General features: G+C 64.3%; 19 protein-coding genes. 6 read left to right on the top strand and 13 right to left on the bottom strand.

Annotated features, from left to right (window positions below; translation table 11 throughout):
* Nucleotides 1-37: 37 nt before the first annotated feature.
* The 13 genes from GFS60_RS19570 to GFS60_RS19510 form a co-directional block, all read right to left on the bottom strand.
* Entirely contained in the window at nucleotides 38-997 is a 960-nt protein-coding gene (locus tag GFS60_RS19570; protein WP_159923780.1) for an MlaD family protein, read from the bottom strand.
* Nucleotides 994-2001 carry an MlaD family protein gene (locus GFS60_RS19565; RefSeq protein ID WP_159923778.1) on the bottom strand — a complete coding sequence of 336 codons (1008 nt, stop codon included), beginning with the start codon at nucleotides 1999-2001 and terminating at the stop codon, nucleotides 994-996. Before GFS60_RS19565 ends, GFS60_RS19570 begins: the two co-directional genes overlap by 4 nt.
* 1 nt (nucleotide 2002) lies before the next feature.
* On the bottom strand, nucleotides 2003-3034 hold the full coding sequence (locus GFS60_RS19560) for an MlaD family protein (protein ID WP_159923776.1): 1032 nt from the start codon (nucleotides 3032-3034) through the stop codon (nucleotides 2003-2005).
* Nucleotide 3035: 1 nt separating this feature from the next.
* A complete protein-coding gene (locus GFS60_RS19555; RefSeq protein ID WP_328799781.1) occupies nucleotides 3036-4052 on the bottom strand; it encodes an MlaD family protein in 1017 nt (338 codons plus the stop codon).
* Nucleotides 4049-5062 (bottom strand): MlaD family protein, encoded by a 1014-nt coding sequence (locus GFS60_RS19550; protein WP_159923774.1) that lies wholly within the window; start codon nucleotides 5060-5062, stop codon nucleotides 4049-4051. Before GFS60_RS19550 ends, GFS60_RS19555 begins: the two co-directional genes overlap by 4 nt.
* The gene (locus GFS60_RS19545; protein WP_159923772.1) at nucleotides 5059-6147 is read right to left on the bottom strand and encodes an Mce family protein; all 1089 of its coding nucleotides are present in this window, start codon (nucleotides 6145-6147) and stop codon (nucleotides 5059-5061) included. Before GFS60_RS19545 ends, GFS60_RS19550 begins: the two co-directional genes overlap by 4 nt.
* Before the next feature lie 4 nt (nucleotides 6148-6151).
* Nucleotides 6152-6964 (bottom strand): MlaE family ABC transporter permease, encoded by an 813-nt coding sequence (locus tag GFS60_RS19540; RefSeq protein ID WP_159927361.1) that lies wholly within the window; start codon nucleotides 6962-6964, stop codon nucleotides 6152-6154.
* A gap of 49 nt (nucleotides 6965-7013) precedes the next feature.
* Complete coding sequence (locus GFS60_RS19535) at nucleotides 7014-7820, bottom strand: ABC transporter permease (RefSeq protein WP_159927359.1); 807 nt, start codon at nucleotides 7818-7820, stop codon at nucleotides 7014-7016.
* Nucleotides 7821-7903: 83 nt separating this feature from the next.
* Entirely contained in the window at nucleotides 7904-8965 is a 1062-nt protein-coding gene (locus tag GFS60_RS19530; RefSeq protein ID WP_317765005.1) for an ABC transporter ATP-binding protein, read from the bottom strand.
* A 462-nt stretch (nucleotides 8966-9427) separates the two neighbouring features.
* Nucleotides 9428-10030, bottom strand: coding sequence for a TetR/AcrR family transcriptional regulator (locus tag GFS60_RS19525; protein WP_109333665.1), 603 nt, complete (start codon nucleotides 10028-10030; stop codon nucleotides 9428-9430).
* Nucleotides 10031-10201: 171 nt separating this feature from the next.
* Nucleotides 10202-11431, bottom strand: a complete 1230-nt coding sequence (locus GFS60_RS19520) for a cytochrome P450 (protein WP_159923768.1) — start codon at nucleotides 11429-11431, stop codon at nucleotides 10202-10204.
* A 6-nt stretch (nucleotides 11432-11437) separates the two neighbouring features.
* Nucleotides 11438-11671 carry a ferredoxin gene (locus GFS60_RS19515; protein WP_159923766.1) on the bottom strand — a complete coding sequence of 78 codons (234 nt, stop codon included), beginning with the start codon at nucleotides 11669-11671 and terminating at the stop codon, nucleotides 11438-11440.
* Between the two features lie 14 nt (nucleotides 11672-11685).
* Nucleotides 11686-12558, bottom strand: a complete 873-nt coding sequence (locus tag GFS60_RS19510; protein WP_159923764.1) for an SDR family NAD(P)-dependent oxidoreductase — start codon at nucleotides 12556-12558, stop codon at nucleotides 11686-11688.
* Nucleotides 12559-13136: 578 nt separating this feature from the next.
* Here GFS60_RS19510 and GFS60_RS19505 point away from each other — a divergent pair.
* From GFS60_RS19505 to GFS60_RS19480, 6 genes are read left to right on the top strand one after another with little or no spacing between them, the layout of a single operon-like run.
* Nucleotides 13137-14705, top strand: a complete 1569-nt coding sequence (locus GFS60_RS19505) for a long-chain-fatty-acid--CoA ligase (protein WP_159923762.1) — start codon at nucleotides 13137-13139, stop codon at nucleotides 14703-14705.
* The gene (locus GFS60_RS19500; RefSeq protein WP_159923760.1) at nucleotides 14702-15757 is read left to right on the top strand and encodes an MBL fold metallo-hydrolase; all 1056 of its coding nucleotides are present in this window, start codon (nucleotides 14702-14704) and stop codon (nucleotides 15755-15757) included. The genes GFS60_RS19505 and GFS60_RS19500 overlap by 4 nt, the downstream gene beginning before the upstream one ends.
* Before the next feature lie 10 nt (nucleotides 15758-15767).
* Nucleotides 15768-16529: a crotonase/enoyl-CoA hydratase family protein gene (locus GFS60_RS19495; protein WP_159923758.1), complete on the top strand. Its 762-nt coding sequence runs from the start codon at nucleotides 15768-15770 to the stop codon at nucleotides 16527-16529.
* Nucleotides 16526-17329, top strand: a complete 804-nt coding sequence (locus tag GFS60_RS19490; protein ID WP_159923756.1) for an enoyl-CoA hydratase/isomerase family protein — start codon at nucleotides 16526-16528, stop codon at nucleotides 17327-17329. Before GFS60_RS19495 ends, GFS60_RS19490 begins: the two co-directional genes overlap by 4 nt.
* Before the next feature lie 4 nt (nucleotides 17330-17333).
* On the top strand, nucleotides 17334-18209 hold the full coding sequence (locus tag GFS60_RS19485; RefSeq protein WP_159923754.1) for a LysR family transcriptional regulator: 876 nt from the start codon (nucleotides 17334-17336) through the stop codon (nucleotides 18207-18209).
* 4 nt (nucleotides 18210-18213) lie between these two features.
* Nucleotides 18214-19101 carry a LysR family transcriptional regulator gene (locus GFS60_RS19480; protein ID WP_159923752.1) on the top strand — a complete coding sequence of 296 codons (888 nt, stop codon included), beginning with the start codon at nucleotides 18214-18216 and terminating at the stop codon, nucleotides 19099-19101.
* Nucleotides 19102-19104: the final 3 nt, after the last annotated feature.

The raw sequence follows: 19104 nt of genomic DNA, 5'->3' as shown, positions 1-19104 counted from the left end.
GGGTGAACGATCGGTTGCGTCTCGTGTCCGGCCGTGTTTACGGTCCGGAAGGGCTGAGATGGACTGTCAGAGCATCCCCGGAAGTGGTGGACGCCATCACATTGTCGAGTAGCCGCCCCACGTCGACGGTCCGCATCGCGGCCGCTCCTGCCTGGACCGAGGGGAGAAGATTCACTCCGATCACCTGAAGATCCGGGGCGGTGCGGTCGAGGAAGGTTTGCAACTCCCCGATGAAAGGACTTGCTCCATAGGCGATCCCGTCGCGCAGCGGGCCCTTCTCGGTGGCGAACCGGATTCCGCCGAGCACGTCGTGGAACCCGCTTCCGAATTCGGCGACGATCGGTGTCGCACCCCGCAAACCCTCCGGGACGGTAGTGCTCTCCATCAGCAACGGTTGCAGCGTGTCGAACAGCGTCGTGAGATTGTCGGACTGCTGGGTGAGCGTCGCTGCGAGCAACTCGCCGGCACGCGTCAGATTGTTCAGGACCGCGAAGTCGTCGGGCAATGCCACGTCGATCGTGTCGAAGATCGCCTGTACCCGCGCGGGCTCCACCTGTTCGAGCAGTCTGGTCAGGCGCTCCGAGAGCTCCTTGAACGTCGTCGGCACCACCACCTGCGACGCCGGGACGGTGTCTCCTTCCCCGAGATACGGTCCCGCGTCGGAAGAGGGCAGCACGGCGAGATACGGTTCGCCCAGTGCCGACAGATTGTCGACGCGGAACTCGCTGTCGGCGGGGATCGACCGATCACTCTCGTAACTCCATGAGACCTCGATGTGATCCGCAGAGGCCGTCATGTCGCTGATGTGCCCGATCGCCACCCCCCGCAGCAAGACACGTGAGCCGACCACGAGTCCGTTGGTGTCCGGCACGTCCAGCGTGGCAGTGCGCACCTCCTCGAACCGGCCTACATGCAAACCCGCCCGGTCCATGTAGAGGAACGACAGCACGGCGATCACCACCATGCCGAGTATCGACAACGGCGTCTTGACAGTCATTTCACCGCTCCCAGCATGCGCAGCAGGTTCTCCGCGTCGGCCACGATCTGGTCTCCCCCGGCAGATTCGATACCTTCGATCTCAACGGACGGTTTCTGGGCGAACGGCACCAGTCTGTTACGCAGAAAGCGCGACAACACGACGGTCGTGTCCGGCGCCTCGTCCCAGACTCCCCGAGCCACGTCTCCCGTGTCGGCCAGGGAGTTCAGCATGGGAACCATCCACAGTCCGCCTTCGTAGACGCTGCCGACCGACGGCAGGATCTGGCCGATGTGGGACACGACCGAGATCGCGAGTCGCCGCCAGTAGTGCACGCTGGAACTGTCGAAGATGGCGGATAGGGCGTCGGTGCGGTCGTCGAAGGACAGTGCTGTCTCGTTCAGCCCCGTCAACATCCGATCGATCTCCTGCGTCCGCGTAGCGAGGTCGTCCATGTCCAGCGCCGCCACGGACGCCACGTCGCGGACGGCCGGGAGCGGCGGCACCACGGAGTTCACCCGGGCCATCACGTCCTCGATCCGCTGGATACTGCCGCCGTTGACGAAGTTCGCCAGCACGGCGATGGTGTCCTCCAATTGTGGTGGCGAGATGGTGCGCTCGACGGGGATCGTGCCGCCGGCGGGCAGATATCCGGTCGAGTTCTTCTCGCCGTCATCGGTGACGGCGATGTACGTGTCACCCAGCAAAGTGTCTTGTCGGACGATCGCCCTCGCATCGGCGGGAATGCGTGTGCCGCTGCTGATTCCCGCCGACACGGTCACAGTTGATTCGGATACCTGGAGGGAACGAACCTCCCCGACCCGAAGTCCGTCCATCACGACGTCGGCGCCGGCAGGCAGATTCATCACGCTGGTGAACTCGAGCGACAGATCGTAGGTTTCCCCTACGCCGCCGCGGACCGACGGCAGATCGTCCGGTCCCAGGGAACATGCCGGCATTGTCAGCACCACCGCACTCACGGATACCACGCCCAGAAGCTGACGCGCTCTTCTCGACCGGTTCATCTCAGTTCCTTCCTGCCAGGACTTGGTCGAGTAGCCGAGTGATCGGCACCTCGGTTCCGGCGGTCGTCAGTGCCACGGTCGGTGGCTGATAGCCAATGGTGAGCGCGCCGTCGCGCGTTGTCTGCTGTGCGAGGAACGGGATGACCGACGGTATCGTCGAGATCAGGCCTGCGATATCGTTCGATCGCGTCGCGGCCAGCTTCAGGGCGTCGGTCGCCGGCCCGTGCACGAACGGCCAGATGTCAGCCCCGTAGTTTCGCTGGATATCGTCCAAAGTTGCTACCAGCCAACCTATTCCCTCGCAGACCTCGATGACTCCGGGCCACAGATCGATACCCGCGGCCACGACTGCGGGCATCTGCTCCACGATCGATCGAATCGAACTCCACCGACGTAGCGCTTCATCCGTCAGTGGAGCCATGTTCGCGATCGACGAGCCGATGTCGGCGATGAGTTTGTCCGGATCGGCCGCGGCCGCGGCCGCATGCCTCATCATGTCTGCGGCGTTCTCCCCCTGTCCGCGGAGCGCTTCGTCGAGACCGAGCACTGTCGCCCGAATGCTCTCCTGCCCGTCGTCCGGTGCGATCGCATCGATGAAATCAGCAGCCGAGCCCGCGATTTCGGAGATGCTCTTCGGGGTGTGGCTGTGCTCGAGCGAAATGCATTGTTCCGGCTCGAGCATCGGGCCGGATGCGTAGTTGCCGACCAATTCGAGGCTCCGATCAGCCAGCAACGACTTCGAGCGGGTGACCGCTCTGACATCGTGCGGATAGGACCGGCCGCTCGCGAGCGAAAAGGTGACCTGCACGTGGTCACCCTGCGGTTCGATACTTTCGACACGGCCGACCTCGTACCCCATCTGGGTGACAGGGTTGCCGGCGTAGAGGCCGACTGCGTCCGGCATGAACGCACAGAAAGTCGTCCGGTCTGCCGGTTCTCCCGTCGTCGCCACTGCCACACCGACGCCGCCGACAACGGCGGCCGCACAGATTACAGCCAGCGTCTTGACCCTCGATCCGAAGTTGTCGGTCATCTCAGCACGTCCGTCCGGGAACGGGCACACAGAAGTCCGACGCCAGAAGTGTGCCGCCCTTGATCGCGGCGAGTCCTTCGGGTGTCAGCCATTCGGCGAGCTGAGCGCGCAACGACTGAAGATTGTCGAGGGCGGGGTTCATCGATGTCCGGAACTCGTCGATCACAGCCTTCGCATGGTTCACCGCTGCGAGTACCTCCGTCTTGTGGTCGAGATAGAACGCCTCGAAGGGCTGAATCGTCATCAGAACGTTGCCGAGCAGGCGGTATGCCTCGTTGAAACCGGCGTGCGTGGTGTTGTACGTCGACAGGACCACGTCAATCTGGCGTATCAATTCGAACACCATGTCCCGATCGGCCTCGAAGCTTTGGAGATACTCCGCGGCAAGGTCAGCAATCGTGCGGACCTGTGCACGTTGGTGATCCATCACGCGCGCAATACTGGTCAGTCCCGAGATCATCGAGGCGAGAGATGTCGGGTTCTCCTGCAGGGCCCGAGCGACCTCGTCGAGGTTCGCATCGACGGTGCCACCCACAATGTTGTCGGTCGTGTGCGGCGCGGCCTGGAGCACATCGCCGATCGAATACGGAACGCTGACTTGCTCGACGGGTAGCGCGGCGTCACCGAGCGGTCGATCACCGAGAGGGACGAGGGTGATCGCGTACCCGCCGACCGGGGTGAGCATGCGCACCTCGACTCGGGAGTCGGAGCCGACCGGCACCTCGTCGTCGATCTCCGCTGTCACCAGTACGGACTCCGGTTCGATCGATACGTCCGTGACAGTTCCGACGCCGATGCCGGCTACTCGGACGTCCTGGCCCAGGTCGATCGAGGAGGCGTCGTCAGTGCGGAAGGAGAAGGATTGTTGCCCTGCGGGATGGGCATAAAGTACGGCGGTTGTGGTGAGCGCAACCACAACCAGTAGGACGACGCTTGCGCCGAATGCGACCTCCCGGCCGATCAGCGACCGCGCAGCGTTCATCGCCCGGCCCAGGCGTCGGGGATGGCGTGACCTCATGGGTTGCATACGACGACCTCGCTTCCCCTGAGCAGGACCTCGACCTCGGTGGGAAGCTGGGCCACTCCGTTCGTACACCGGAGGCCGTCCGGGCCGGCCACGGCGGCCTGCGGCACCTGCAGTCCGGCGAAGGTGACCGGCAGGAGTCGCAACGCTTCCGCTGTGTCCGGTACCGACGCAAATGCGTCGGAGAGCAATTTCTCGACGTCCAGTCCCGGTTGCAGACCGAGGGCATCGATCAACCGCTTGATCGGTGTCAGGAACTCCGGGCCGAATGCGGCCGTTTTCGGAAACTCTTCGATGACCGTCATCGCCTTCGCAATGGGGAAACTCACCGAACGCAGGAACTCGATGACTTCGGGCGAGCGGCCTCCCATGCTGTCGGAAATTCGTGCGAGGTTGCCAGTGAGGGTCGAGATGACCTGCTCACGGTCGTGGGCGAGTTCGGCGAGCTTCTGCGCGTCCTCGAGCATCGGCGACAATCCATTCCCGTCTCCTTGTAGTAGGGAGATCGCGTTTTCCGTGAACCTGTTGATGTCGTCTGTGCTCATGGTGGACAGCACCGGTTGCAGTCCGTTGAACAACTCGGTGATGTCGTACGAAGGCCGCGTCTTGTCGGCAGGCAGTCGATCGACTACTTCTCCTGGATTGTCGGGAAATTGGGCGTCGATGTAGCGAACACCCGTCAGGTTTTGATACTTCACCGCAAGGATCGTGTCGGAGGTGAGTCGATACTGCTCCTCCATCGTGAAGTTCACTTCCGCGAGACTGCGCCCGCCCTCCCGGATCAGCTCGACCGATTCCACCTTGCCGATTCTCACTCCCTTGGTCCGGATGTCCCCGTGTGCACCCAGTCCGGAGACATCGGTGAATTGAGCTGTATAGCTGCGTGTCTCGCCTGCCACAGGGCTCTTCATCGCACTGATGACGATGATGAACAGCAGGACGGACACCACGGCTGCGACGGCGAGCTTGACGACGGTGACCATGTATCTGGTTCGGCTACTCATCGGCCGGCTCCGCCCCCGGACAGCGCCGCGGCATCGGGGTACGCCAACGGCGCCGCCAGTCCCGGCAGGTCGTCCAGGACGATTCGCAGGTTGAGTCGCTGTCCGTCGCCGCTGTCCTCGAACACCGAGTCCAGGCGTCCGAGCGCCTCGCGCAGCCGCTCGGGACGCATCCCACCGCCGTGAAGGTGCGGTATCACGCCGGCGAGTTCTGCGACCACTCCGGTGACAGGTGTCAGTTCGTCACCGTGAGATTTCAGCAGCTGTCCCGCCTGCCCGAAGAGCTGTCCGGCTGCGAGGGTCAGACCGGCGTCGGTTTCGTCCATGAACGGGTCGTCCACCCCGATCGAGCCGTCGGGGCGTCGATTGTAGGTGCTGTTGTAGATATGGGTGAGCGAATCGATCGCCTGACGATTGAACGCCGGAAACACCTCGAGGATGTCGTTGAAATACCCGAGCAGGTCGCTGGGCAGCGCCCGCTGAGTGTGCGCGATGCGGTCGGCAAGTAGCAGCCCGGCATCGAACATGGGTGTCAGACCGTCGGTATACCGGACAACCTCGTCCATGCCGGCGATTATCGACTCTGTGAGCGTGCCGTCGACGGTCAATGAACCCTTCTCGATCATGGTCGACATCGTGTAATCCCCTGTGGGCGTGCGATCCAGCTCGCGATGCGCCTCCAGGCCGGATCCGCCGGGCATTGCGACCAGATTGACGGCTGTGGAACCGAAGTAGTTCTGCGGCCGGAAGTCGACGTCGAATGCATCGGTCAGACCGCCGATCTGATCCGGGTCGAGCCGAAGATCCATGCGAACGGAATCGGCGCCCGTGCGTTCGAGGCCGGTGACGACGCCGACCTCGCCGCCGCGCAGGATCACCTTCGTACCGGAGTCGACACCCGGTCCTACGTAGGGGACGTCGATGCTGATCGGCAACCCATCCGGCTCTTCGCTGCCCGGGTGCACCCAGACGGCAGCGATGATCACTGCGCAGGTCGTCGCGACGACCCCCAGCCCCGCCGCGTGCAGCACTCGGGCCTGGCGTCCGGGCACCCCCCTCAGGAAGTCCTGACTCCTCGCTCTATTCATTTTCTCATCCTTTGAACACCAGCTCGGGACTCAGACCCCAGATAGCGACAGTCATCAAAAAGTTCAGGACGACGATCGCGACGAGACTTGCTCGAATCGCCCGTCCGGACGCCGCACCCACACCTGCGGGCCCGCCACCGGCGAAGTAGCCGTAGTAGCAGTGGATCATGGTGACGACGGCTTTGAGCAGCGAAGCCACGAGGTCGGGGACACTGAGAAACTGACTGAAGTAGTGATCGTAGGTACCCGACGGCTGTCGATGAAAAGTCTTGATAATCAGCCCTCCAGTGATGAAACTGACCACCAGTGCCATCAAATAGCCGGGAATCACGATGAGCATGCTCCCAATCAACCGTGTCCCAACCACGAACGGAATAGCCTGCAAACCCATCGATTCGGTGGCGTCGATCTCCTCGGAGATGCGCATGGAGCCGATCTCCGCAGTCATTCGGCAGCCGGCCTGAGCGGCGAATCCGATTCCCGTGATGATCGGGGCGATGACCCTGACATTTCCGAACGAACCGATGATGCCCGTCAATGCACCGAAACCCAGCAGATCGAAGGCCATGAACGCCTGAATCGCCACCACGGCCCCGACAGCCAACCCCAGAAAGAACATGAGGCTGACCACGCCACCGTCGACGACGAGCGACCCATTCCCCCACGCCATGTTGTTCATGGTGGTCATGGTCTGCTTGCGATAATGCCTCACTGTTTTGGGCAACAGTGCGACGGTCTTGACGACGAAAACCGTGACCTGCCCGACCTCCTCGATTCCCGAGGTGGCGGCGCGACCCAGCGAGCGAATCGGTTGCAGTAGAACCCCACCGGCGGAACCTGCGCGATGCGTGGAATGTGTGTTCACGTCACGCCAACCGAGCCGGGAAGAACATCATCTGCAGCTGACTGATCACGAGATTCGTCATGAAGATGCAGAAGACACTGAGTACCACCGAGGCATTGACCGCGTTGGCGACTCCTTTCGGACCGCCCTTCGCTTCGAGACCTCTGAGGCTTGCGATCAACACCACGAGCGCTGCGAAGATCACCGACTTGAGCACGGAGAAGGCCAGATCGGTCGGTGTCGCGAAGGAACCGAACGACTGCCAGAAACTGCCGGGCACCACATCGTTGACATTCGCCGAGATCACCAGCCCGGCGGCCACACCCGCCGCGACGATCACGATGCACAGCATCGGTGCGATGGCGATCATCGCGATGAACCGCGGAACGACCAACCGCTGGACCGGGTCGATTCCCATGACCCGGATCGCTTCGATTTCTTCGCGGATCGCGCGTGCACCGAGATCGGAGGCGATAGCCGATGCCGCGGCGCCGCTCATCAGGAGTCCCGCCGCCATCGGCGCGCCCTGCCCCACGACGCCCAGTCCACTTGCGGCGCCTGCCAGCGAATTGGCACCGACCTGGTTCATGATTCCACCGACTTGGACCGATACCTCGGCACCGATCGGCACCGCCATCAGCAGCGCGGGAAGTGCGGTGACCTTGAGGAGCTTCCACATCTGAGTGGTCACCTCCTCGAGGGGCAAGCGCAGCGCGATCGTGTCGGATACGGTGTGTCTCAGAATGTTCGCGGCGAGTTCGGCCGACCGGCCCAGCGTGGCGAGACTTCGAATCGGTGTTCCCTTCAGGTATGTCGCCACCGCTTGGATCGACACACGCGGTCGCCGTCGCTTCTCTGATGCAGGGGGATTTTTCGGCGCTGGGTCCACGAAAATCGGCGCAATTACGCCCGTCACTGTGCAACTCCTCTCTCGTATATCGCTGTTCCATAGGTAAATTGGTCGACGTCGGTCAGATACCCTTCGTCGAGGCCGAAGGCTTCGAGACTTTCCTGGATGGCAATCTGGGCGTTCTCGGGCAGCATGTGCATGATGTGCCGGACGCGTTCCTGCCGGCGGGCCACGGCCTGCCGGAACGGCATCCCCGGCGTCGCCTTCATCTGCGGGACGATGCCCTCGACGTCGTCGACACCACCGGCATGGTGACCGGCGTCGACCATCGCCTGCTCCTGCGCCATCTGCGCCTCGTCCTTCTCCTCCGACATCCCGATCGGACCGATCATCGTGCCGTTAAGGAACTGCTTGACCACCGGCTCCTCACTGGTGAGCAGCACCTCCCGCGGACCGAACATCACCAGATGCCGACGGAACAGCATGCCGATGTTGTCCGGCACCGTCCGCGCGAGGTTGATGTTGTGCGAGACGATCAGAATGGTCGCGTCGATCTCGGCGTTGATGTCGATCAACGTCTGCGAAATATAGGTGGTACGCACCGGATCCAGACCCGAGTCCGGCTCGTCCACCAGAATGATCTGCGGATCGAGCACCAGGGCGCGGGCCAGGCCCGCACGCTTGCGCATACCACCGGAAATCTCACCGGGCAGCTTCTCCTCGGCCCCGAGGAGACCGACGAGTTCCATCTTCTCCATCACGATCTTGCGGATGTCGGATTCGGACTTCTTGGTGTGCTCCCGCAGCGGGAACGCCACGTTGTCGAACAGGTTCATCGAACCGAACAGAGCGCCGTCCTGGAACAGCACACCGAACAGCTTCCGGATCTCGTAGAGCTCCTTGGACGAGCACTCGAGAATGTTGGTGCCGTCGATCACGATCGAACCCTGCTCCGGGCGGAGCAGACCGATCAACGACTTGAGAAACACCGACTTACCCGTACCGGACGGGCCCAGCAGCGCACTGACCTCACCTGCCGGAAGGGTCAACGTGACGTCCTGCCAGATCCTCTGCGAGCCGAACGACTTGGTCAGTCCCTCAACGGCTACCTCGACACCCACCATTACCTCCGTGTATTCAGGCCTCAACGCCGGATCGGATATTGCAGAGCACTTGCTGCTTCCGGCCAGACCATGCGGCCTGCCTCGCACACGCCAGAATCGCGCGGCGTATCGGCGAAGACTTGATCAAATAATCTCGCGGACAGCATTTTTCATCGCACAGCGGTCGGTCGCGCCGGGTTCACAACTTCACGCTGTGATACAAATTACGTTCCGCGTCATACGTTATACGCCTACTGACCGTCGAGGCAAGAGCGAGAACGCGAATAGTGAAATACGCACTTGAATAGGCGATTTCACTCACTCGAGCTTCCGCCGGCTAGCATTTCTTTGCGGAGCGCGGCTATGGGCATTAGATTTATGAGGTGAAACGGTCTCCGCACGAACAGCGAAGCCGTGCCCCCTTCGGGGACACGGCTTCAACTTCGGAACAGACGGACCTAAGCCAGGTTCGGGAACCGGGGATTACGGCAGGAAGGCGGGGAGGACGAATCTCCGCATCATCTGCCGGTGGGACGGATCGCTCGGATCCGAATTGTCGAGCCTCGGCGCCAACATCAGCTGCACGAGAGTGATCCATGAGCATGCCTCATCCGTGTCGATCTCCGCTCTCATCTCGCCGCTCTCTTTGGCCTGGTCGAAGATCGGGCCCCACAGTTCCGTGGTCAGACTTGTGGCGAGCGGGATGGTCTCGAGCCACGAGTCACCGCCGACGTGCTCCGGGCTGACGAGAATGCGCACAATCGGATCGTTGATGCCGTCGTAGACCAGGTAGATGAGGCCTTCGATCAGCCGATCTTCGAACGTCGCACACTCCATCAGGAATTTCCGGCCACGCTCGAGTGTCTGACGCGAACGCCACCTGATCAACTCGGTGGTGAGTGTCTCGCGGTCCTGGAAATACCGGTAGACGGTCGGGCGGGATACCCCCGCCTCCTTGGCGATGTCTTCCATCGTGGTCTTCGAGATCCCGAAACGAAGAATCATCGTCTGGGCGGCTACGAGTATCTGAGATCGTGCGACATCGGCGTCCTGACTCAGCACCCCGGCGCTCTTCCTTCTTGCCATCCTCGCTCCAGACACCGTCATTTCCGACCGGCCACCCCGAGCAGCCGCGATACAAATGACAATACACGTCAGATGTTCCATGGCCGGTTCCGACTGCGCCTGTTCATTACACCAAAGGAGTGGACAGTTGTCCGTAGGCCCTCGTGACCACGGACAACTGTCTCTGTCGCCTCAGGAAGAAGGGGTGAAGGTGATCGGGAGCCGGATGCAACCGCGAACCTGGGTCGCATGCAGGATCGGCGGGTCCTCCGGAACGAGGCGGTAGTCGGGCAGCCTCCTATGGATCTCCTCCATGGCCAGCTTGAGCTCGATTCGTGCCAGGTGCGACCCGATGCACCGGTGCGGCCCGGCACCGAAGGACAGGTGCCGGTTCGGTGAGCGGTCGATCCTCAGCTCGTCCGGATTCTCGAACTCGTCGCCGTCACGGTTCGCCGAGCAGAGCAGCACGATGAGCTGGTCCCCCTCCGCGATCGTGACTCCGCCGATCTCGACGTCGCGAGTTGCCCGCCTGCCGGCGATGACCGCCGCTTCGATTCTCAGGATCTCTTCGACCGCGCCCGGGATCGTGTCGGGATCGTCCACGATTTCCTGGCGCTGGCCCGGATTGTTCGCCAGGTGGATGATGCCCCAGGCGAGTGACCCCTGGACAGTGTGCAGACCCGCGATGAGTAGGAGGAAGAACATGCGGTACAGCTCTTCGTCGGTGAGCAGCCGTACCCCGTCCTCCATCTCGATCGGGGTGTTGATGATCTGTGCGGTCAGGCTGTCCGAGGTGATCTCACCCGAACGCACGCCGGCCACGATGGCACCGAAGTAACCGAAGATCTGGTTGGCCGCATCCTCGCGGGCCTTCGCGGATTCAGCTTCCGTTCCACCGGGAATGCCCTGCAGAGCAACGTCTGTCGTCTTGGTGAACATCTCGGCGTCCCCGAGCGGCCAGCCCATGAGGGCGAGGAAAACCCGAGTCGGTAATTCATGGGCGAACTCCGAGATGAACTCGGCCTCCCCGCGTGCCGCGAAGTCGTCGATGAGCTCATTGATGACGTCTCGGATCCGTGGCTCGAGTTCTTTCATCCGCTTGGGACTGAACAGCGGTTGCAGTGCCTGCCGGTAGTACGTGTGCTCCGGCGGGTCGAGCTCGATCGGAATGAACTTTCCCTGGCCCGCGTTCACCAGGTTGTTCGGGTAGCTCGAGAAGGTTTCGGGATCACGCAGGATCTGATGGATTTCCTCGTAGCGTGTCACGATCCAGTGCCCACCGTGCGCATTCGAGTACACGACCGGGCCGAGTGCCCTCAGCGCGGCGGCGCGTTCCTGGAACACATCCTCGGGCATGGCCAAGGACTGGTCGTAGACATCGAAGTCCACGATGAGCTGTTCGGGTAAATGGGTTGTGGTCACTGCTTCTCAGCCTTTCGAAATCGGGAATTCGACGCTCAGCGCGCGTTCGGGGCACATCTCGACGAGGGCGCCCAGTTGGTCTCGTAGCTCCTGTGGAACCGGTTCGGCAACGACGACGGGATAACCCTGGTCGTCACTGTCGACTATGTCGGGCGCCGCTCCGTAGCAGAGGCCGTGGCCCGCACAGGCGGATCGGTCGACTTTCAACGACGGCGCACTTTTCTGCGCATGAATGGTCATGGTCGGACGCTCCATCAGGCATCGGAGAGAGTCGGATTCGGGGCGTCCTCTTCGAACATCATTGCCACCCGGGACAGGGTTCCGCCGTCAGTCGCGGGCAGCGTCAGACCCGAAATGTAGGCGGAGTCGTCCGAGACGAGGAAGAGTGCGACCTTCGCGTTGTCGACGAGTGAGGGCGGACGCTGGAGCTTGAGAGGAATCGGCGAGACACCGGAATCCCACGGCCCTGCGGTCTCTTCGTAGGACTGACCGATCACCGGAGCCCCCGGGCCCATGAGGAAGTTCGGAGACATCCCGTGTGTGGGGGCGAGGGCATTGACACGAATTCCGTAGCGTCCGAGATCAAGACTGAGCCCGCGAACCAAGCCGTTCACACCGGCTTTCGTCGCCGAATACATGGCAATACTGTGATATGCGGCGAACGAAGCGGCCGACGACGTTGCCAGGATCGTGCCTCCGCCATTGGCTCGCATCGCCGGCACCGCCGCCTTGCAGGAGTACACGACGCCACTGAGGTTGACTCCGAGAACATGCTGCCAGTCGGCATCCGTGAGGTCCTGGAACTCGACGTGCTCACCCCCCGCCACCGACGGGACACCCCCACGGGAGATCACTCCGGCGTTGGCCCACATGATGTCGAGCTTGCCGAAGCGATCGACAGTCGTCTCGACACTGCGATAGACCGCGGCCTCGTCGCTCACATCCGCGGTGATGGCGATCGCGGTTCCGCCCTGCTGCTCAACCAATTTCGCCGTCTGCTCGGCCCGATCGCCGTCGATGTCGACGACCGCAACCTTCGCTCCTTCCGAGGCGAACAGCTGCGCTCCCTGGCGTCCGAGGCCGGATCCTCCTCCGGTGATGACGGCGACTTTGTCCTGAAGCTTCATGTGAACTCCTCTGTGATGGTTCGTCAGGATGCCGGAGACTCGCAGTGAGGCACATCGTCCGGCGACGTCGGGAGACGAGACTGTTCCGACCCTCGACGGCGGGCTGTCGCCGGTCGAGAGGATCGAGTGCGGGCTGCATCCCCGATGCCGCGTAAACCTTATACCGTTAGGCTGTGAGACGTCAATCACTTTTCTTCGGCGGTGGCAGGTCTGGATCAGTGGAAACCGTTGTGTCCAAGGTGATTACACAGACGAGCTATCCGGGTCGAGGCGGACTGCCTCGACCCGGTTCCGCCCCAGCGCGTCGACCGGACACGTTACTCAGGTGACCAACGTGAGCCCCTATCGCCTGAAAACCGGATCGGTGGGAACGCGCACTGTGTTTAACAGTGATACAAATTACGTTAGATGTCAGCGTTGCTATGTGTCAAGCCTCACACCGGCTCGGACTTTCCGCATCCATAGGCGATCGCTAAGTGTCCGTGCGGTCACGCGTCTTTGTCACCGGCTCGGCGGGGTGGTCGACTGGCGGGACGTGGTACCGGGCGTCGGGTCCCCAGTCTTCGAGGAGAGCATTTGTGAGTGGGCTGCATCTTCCCCAGCGCGTCCGGCATCATGCCACTGAACGCCCCGACGCGCCGGCGGTGACGTGGGGAAACACCACCCTCACGTACGCGGAGTTCGACCGGCGGACGACTCGGATCGCGGCAGCGCTGTCGTCGTTGGCATCCGGTACCGGTGCACGTGTCGGGGCGTTGCTGCGGATGCGGCTCGAGGGTGCGGAGTGCTTCGTCGCAGCCGCCAAGTCCGGGCTCGTGTTCGTGCCGCTGAATTGGCGCCTGCCCGCCGCCGAGGCTGCGGCGATCGCCGTCGACGCGGCGCTCGAGGTGCTGATCGTCGAGGCCGAGTTCGCGAAGACGGCCGAAGCAGTACGCGAAGCGCTCCCCGGTCTGGTCGTCGTACTCGTCGACGACGTGTCGGAGGGAACGCTGTCGGGGGTGTGGAGGTGGGATCGGCTCGTCGCTGCGGGCAGCGACACCGACCCGGGGCTGGGCGACGATCCGGACGCGGAGTTGCTTCAGCTGTATACGTCGGGCACCACCGGCGCACCGAAAGGTGTGGTCGCGACGCACCGTAATCTCCACAACGAGCCCGAGGCGCTGCGGATCTACCGGTGGCGCACAGACTCGGTGGCCCTCGACGCCCTGCCGTTGTTCCACATCGCCGGGGCCGGGTGGCTGAGCACCAGCCTCTCCGCGGGAGTGCACGTGGTTCTCCTCGGCGCCTTCGACGCGGGCCACGTCGCCGAACTCGTCGAACGACACCGCATCACCCATGCGTTCCTGGTTCCCTCGGCGATCCAGATGCTGCTGGACCTGCCGGGCCTCGGCGAGCGCGACCTGTCCAGTCTCCAACTGATCGCGTACGGTTCAGCGCCGATCACTCCCACCCTGTTGCGCCGCGCCCTCGACCGGTTCGGCTGCGCCTTCGTGCAGCGGTACGGGATGACGGAGACGACGGGATCGGTCACGGCACTCACCGCCGAGGACCACGATCCGGCCGGTGATCGCGCCTACCTGCTGCGTTCCGCCGGCACGCCGATGCCGGGTGTCGAGCTGGCCATCCGGGACATCGCCACCGGCGCCGATCTCCCTGCCGGGGTGGCCGGCGAAATCGTGTGCCGTTCCCGCAACAACGTCGCCGGGTATTGGCACCGACCGGACGAGACAGCGCGACTCTTCACTTCCGACGGTTTCTTGCGTACCGGCGACATCGGGCATCTCGACGCCGACGGATATCTGTTCGTCACCGACCGGGTGAAAGACATGATCATCACCGGGGGTGAGAACGTGTATCCGATCGAGGTCGAGTCGGTGCTGGCCGAGCATCCCGCGGTGGCGGAGGTCGCCGTGATCGGTGTGCCCGACCGGACGTGGGGTGAAGCCGTCACCGCCGTGATCCGGGTGGCCGAGGGGGCGGACCCGACCGTCGCCGAACTTCTCGCCTTCAGCGCCGGGCGGCTCGCGTCGTACAAGAAACCGCGGCACATTCGATTCGTGACCTCGCTTCCCCGCAACGCCGGCGGCAAGGTCCTCAAGCGCGCGTTACGCGAAAACCTCAGTGCGGCGGAGGGGGTGCCGTCGTGATCGTCACCGAAGAGGTCGGCACCGTTCAGCGCGAGGCCTGGGCCCGCGGGGTGCTGCCACCGGTCGAGAGCGTGCGCCCGGGTTTGTGGTCAATTCCGGTGCCGATGCCCCGAAACCCGTTGCGCTACGTGCTGATCTACGCACTGGCACTCCCCGACGGACTCGCGCTGATCGACGTCGGCTGGGACTCCGAGGAGTCATGGCTGGCTCTCTGCGACGGTATCGCACAGACGGGGCACCACGTCACCGACGTCCGGTATGCCGCCGTCACCCATCTGCACCCCGATCACTTCGGTCTCGCACCGCGGCTGCGGGAGGTGAGCGGCGCCGCCCTCGCGATGCACGCTGCGGACGCCACACTGCTCGGCCACCGCACCCCGGACGACGAGACCGCCGACGAACGGACGTGGGAAATACAGCTCGACCGGCTCGGTGCACCTGCCGGGGTCCGCGCCGCCGCCCGTGTCGATCTGGTCCGATTCGGCCCCGGCGAGTACATCGACGTGGTGCTCGACGACGGGGCTCCGCTGAACCTGCCCGGCTGGGATCTGCGGGCGGTCTGGACACCGGGCCACACTCCGGGCCATCTGACCTTCGTGGACGAACGCCACGGACTGCTGTTCAGCGGCGACCACATGCTGCCCCGCATCAGCCCCAACATCTCCACAATCCCCGGCGAGCTGGACAACCCGTTGCACCGTTACCTGCTCTCGCTGCACGCCACCACCACCATGCCGGACGGACTGGTGCTCCCCGCCCACGAGTACCGCTTCCGCGGCATCGCCGACCGGGCGCAGCAGCTGATGAGTCACCACGAGGAGCGGTTCACGGAAATCGTCGCCGCCCTCCGCGACCGCCCCGAGTCGACGGCGTGGGAGATCTCGACGAACGTGTCGTGGTCGCGCCCGTTCGATTCCATGTCCGACCGTCTCCTGCGTCTCGCGGTTCGCGAAACGCATGCCCACCTGCTGGTACTCGCCGACCGCGGACACATCCGCTCGCTCGGCGGCCATCCGGAACGCTGGACACTTCCCATCACCCCGACACCGTAGAAGGACACCCATGAACGTGGTTCTCACCGATTTCGCCGACGGCGTCGCCGTCATCACCCTCAACCGCCCGGAAGCGAAGAACGCCGTCGACCTCGAGGTCGCCAAGGCCCTCGCCGCCGCCGTCGACGAGTTCGAAGCGCGCCCCGACCTCACCATCGCCATTCTCACCGGCGCCGGCGGGACATTCTGCGCCGGAATGGATCTCAAGGCCTTCTCCCGCGGCGAACGCCCGTCATTGCCCGGGCGGGGCTTCGGCGGGCTCACCGAGGCCCCACCGACGAAGCCACTGATCGCCGCCGTGGAGGGTTGGGCTCTGGCCGGCGGGTGTGAGCTGGCGTTGTCGGCCGACATCATCGTCGCGGCGAGGGACTCCAAGTTCGGAATTCCCGAGGTGAAGCGCGGATTGGCTGCAGCCGCAGGCGGTTTGCTGCGGCTACCCAAGGTGCTGCCCTACCCGATCGCCATGGAGATGGCGATCACCGGCGACCCGCTCACAGCGGAAACGGCCCACGCGCACGGCCTCGTCAACCACCTCACCGAACCCGGCGAGGCACTTTCCACGGCACGCGCGCTGGCCGCGCGCGTCGCCGCCAACGGTCCCCTCGCGGTCCGGGCCACCAAGCAGGTAGTCGCGATGGCTGCGCGATACACCGACCCCGACGCGTTTGCCGCGCAGCGGCAGTACCTCGACCCGGTGTTCGCATCCGAGGATGCGCAGGAAGGTGCGCGGGCGTTCGCCGAGAAGCGCTCACCCGTGTGGTCCGGCCGATGAGCGGAGACACGGTATCGGTGACCCGCGACGGCGCTGTGGCCACCGTGACCCTGAATCGGCCCGCCCGCATGAACGCGCTGACCCTGGACGCGTTCGTCGAGTTCGGAAGCGCTCTGCGTGTGCTCGAAGCGGAGCGTGACATCCGTGCGGTCATCGTCACCGGTGCGGGCGGCAACTTCTGCACGGGCGCCGACGTCGAACGACGGACCGGACAGCATCCACTCGACCGGATGCGGACGATCAATTCTGTCGCCGCGACCCTTGCCGAGTTTCCGAAGCCGGTGATCGCCCAGGTGGAGGGTTACGCCGTGGGTGCAGGGTGGAATCTCGCCCTGCTCTGCGACCTCGTGGTGGCCTCCACGACGGCGAAGTTCAGTCAGATCTTCGCGAAACGGGGACTGTCGGTCGACTTCGGCGGGTCGTGGGTGCTTCCCCGGCTCGTGGGGCTACACCAGGCCAAGCGCCTGGTCATGCTCGCCGAGATGGTCGATGCCGCCGAGGCCCACGCTCTCGGACTGGTATCGGTGCTCGCCGAACCTTCCGAGCTGAGGACGGTGACGCAGGACCTCGCACGCCGGCTCGCCGCCGGCCCGCCCGTCGCGGTGACGCAGTCGGCCCGGCTCCTCGAACAGGGGTCGTCCTCGTCGCTGCGCGAGGCGCTGGAGAACGAGGCGCGAGCACAAGCCGTCAACTTCGCGACCGATGCACCGGACGCCTTCCGGGCGTTCGCCCTGAAACGTCCTCCCGCGTTCACCGGCGAATGGGTGGTGCCGGGCGCGACCACGGCTTCCGTACGATGACCGGGTGGACCTGCATCTCGTCACCTATTTCGTCGCGGTAGTCGATCACGGCGGAATCACCAGGGCGGCGCAGTCCCTGTACATCTCTCAGCCGTCGCTGTCGCAGGCCATTCGCACTCTCGAACGTCGCCTCGGGGTAACCCTGTTCGATCGCACGGGCCGACGGCTCGAGCTGACCGAGGCGGGCCGGACACTGGACGTGGCGGCGCGGCGCATTCTCACCGATGTCGAACGGGCGAAGGCGAAGGTGGCCGCGGTCCGTGAACTCGAATCCGGCCGGGTCGACGTGGTCACGTACTCGGCGTTCTCGATCGACCCGATCGTCGGACTGGTCCGCCGATTCCGCCGGCAGTATCCGCGGATCACGGTCCGCATCATCGACAGCGACGGCCCTACCGGCGTCCTCGGGGCGTTGCGACGCGGTGAGGCGGAGCTCGGGGTGATCGACCTGTCCGTGGATCACAGTGCTCTGCTGTCGGTCCCGATCGGCGAGCAGGAGCTGGTACTTGCCGTGCCCGACCAGCTGGCAGCCGCCCTTCCCGACCCCGTACCCCGCTCTGCCCTGCGCCAGGTCCCGTTGATTCAGGACCTGGGTGACAAGAGTGACGCGGCGCTGATCTTCGAACTTCTCGGGGAGAACACGGACAACGTCGTCGTCGACTGCTCGCATCCGAGCGCCACCTGGGACCTGGTCCAGCGCGGGGCGGGCGCGACCGTCCTTCCCCGTGTCGTCGCCGAACAGGAACTGCGCGGTGTGACGATCCGGTCGTTGTCACCGCGGTTGACCCGCCCCGTCGGCCTGGTGCAGCGCTCCGGACCGAGTTCGCCGGCGGCCGCAGCGTTCGTCGCGAGCGCATACGACACGTCGACAAGGGGCTGAGCACATGGAGTTACGTCAGGTCGAGTACTTCCTCGCCGTCGTCGAGCACGAGGGCATAGGCGGTGCCGCCGCATCGCTGGGCGTCGCCCAGCCGACCATCTCCCAGGCGTTGCGGGGTCTCGAGCGGGAACTGGGCGTGCAACTGTTCCATCGCATCGGCCGGGGCATGGTTCTCAGTGCCGCCGGACGAAGCATGGTGGGCCCGAGCCGCCAGATCCTGCGCGACGTCACCGCCGTCGAGGATCTGCTGGCCACCGCCGACGGAGAACTCGCCGGCCGCCTCGACGTGATGGCGTTTCCCGCCCTGGTCCTCGGCCCGCTCGTCGACCTGGTCGCCGAATTCCGGCGGGCCTACCCGAAAGTGGCGGTGCGGTTCGGTGAGCTGAAATCCGAAGCACAGGCCGCCTCCCTGATCGAGGACGGGCACTGCGAGTTCGTCGTCGCACATCTGCCCCTCGACGAAGACGGCCTAGACGTGGTGGAGCTGGGTGAGCAGGAGTACTGGCTCGTGTATCCCGCCGACACCGAGGTCCCGGACGGACCGGTCCCGCTGTCCGCACTTCCCAAGGTGCCCATGGTGTTCGTGCCCCGCGGTCACTCCCTCGCCGACGAAATCGAAGAAGCGATTCGTCACGCAGGGGCACGGCCGCCCCTGGCCGTGTTGTCCGATCACCGGGAGGCGCGGCTTCCCTTGGTACTGGCGGGAATCGGCGGCACCCTGGTGGAGAGGTCGATCGCGGAGTCGGCCCGCGACCGCGCGATCGTGCGCGAAGTGGAACCGAGATTCGCTCGCAGATTCGGGATCGCCTTCGATCCGGAAACGCTGTCGCCCGTGGGACGCGCGTTCGTCGAACTCATCCGCGCGCGTGCCACAGGCCCGCAGGGCAATTAGCCT

Source organism: Rhodococcus sp. WAY2 (genome assembly GCF_009859915.1).
Classification (GTDB): Bacteria; Actinomycetota; Actinomycetes; order Mycobacteriales; family Mycobacteriaceae; genus Rhodococcus_F; species Rhodococcus_F oxybenzonivorans.
This window is presented reverse-complemented; position numbering and strand designations above follow the sequence as displayed.

Excerpts from the sequence above, each read along its gene's own strand:
- GFS60_RS19560 (WP_159923776.1), bottom strand. The coding sequence starts at position 3,034 with ATGACCGACAACTTCGGATCGAGGGTCAAGACGCTGGCTGTAATCTGT.
- GFS60_RS19530 (WP_317765005.1), bottom strand. The coding sequence starts at position 8,965 with ATGGTGGGTGTCGAGGTAGCCGTTGAGGGACTGACCAAGTCGTTCGGC.
- GFS60_RS19495 (WP_159923758.1), top strand. The coding sequence starts at position 15,768 with ATGAACGTGGTTCTCACCGATTTCGCCGACGGCGTCGCCGTCATCACC.
- GFS60_RS19565 (WP_159923778.1), bottom strand. The coding sequence starts at position 2,001 with ATGAACCGGTCGAGAAGAGCGCGTCAGCTTCTGGGCGTGGTATCCGTG.
- GFS60_RS19515 (WP_159923766.1), bottom strand. The coding sequence starts at position 11,671 with ATGACCATTCATGCGCAGAAAAGTGCGCCGTCGTTGAAAGTCGACCGA.
- GFS60_RS19490 (WP_159923756.1), top strand. The coding sequence starts at position 16,526 with ATGAGCGGAGACACGGTATCGGTGACCCGCGACGGCGCTGTGGCCACC.
- GFS60_RS19570 (WP_159923780.1), bottom strand. The coding sequence starts at position 997 with ATGACTGTCAAGACGCCGTTGTCGATACTCGGCATGGTGGTGATCGCC.
- GFS60_RS19510 (WP_159923764.1), bottom strand. The coding sequence starts at position 12,558 with ATGAAGCTTCAGGACAAAGTCGCCGTCATCACCGGAGGAGGATCCGGC.
- GFS60_RS19480 (WP_159923752.1), top strand. The coding sequence starts at position 18,214 with ATGGAGTTACGTCAGGTCGAGTACTTCCTCGCCGTCGTCGAGCACGAG.
- GFS60_RS19525 (WP_109333665.1), bottom strand. The coding sequence starts at position 10,030 with ATGGCAAGAAGGAAGAGCGCCGGGGTGCTGAGTCAGGACGCCGATGTC.
- GFS60_RS19550 (WP_159923774.1), bottom strand. The coding sequence starts at position 5,062 with ATGAGTAGCCGAACCAGATACATGGTCACCGTCGTCAAGCTCGCCGTC.
- GFS60_RS19555 (WP_328799781.1), bottom strand. The coding sequence starts at position 4,052 with ATGAGGTCACGCCATCCCCGACGCCTGGGCCGGGCGATGAACGCTGCG.
- GFS60_RS19545 (WP_159923772.1), bottom strand. The coding sequence starts at position 6,147 with ATGAATAGAGCGAGGAGTCAGGACTTCCTGAGGGGGGTGCCCGGACGC.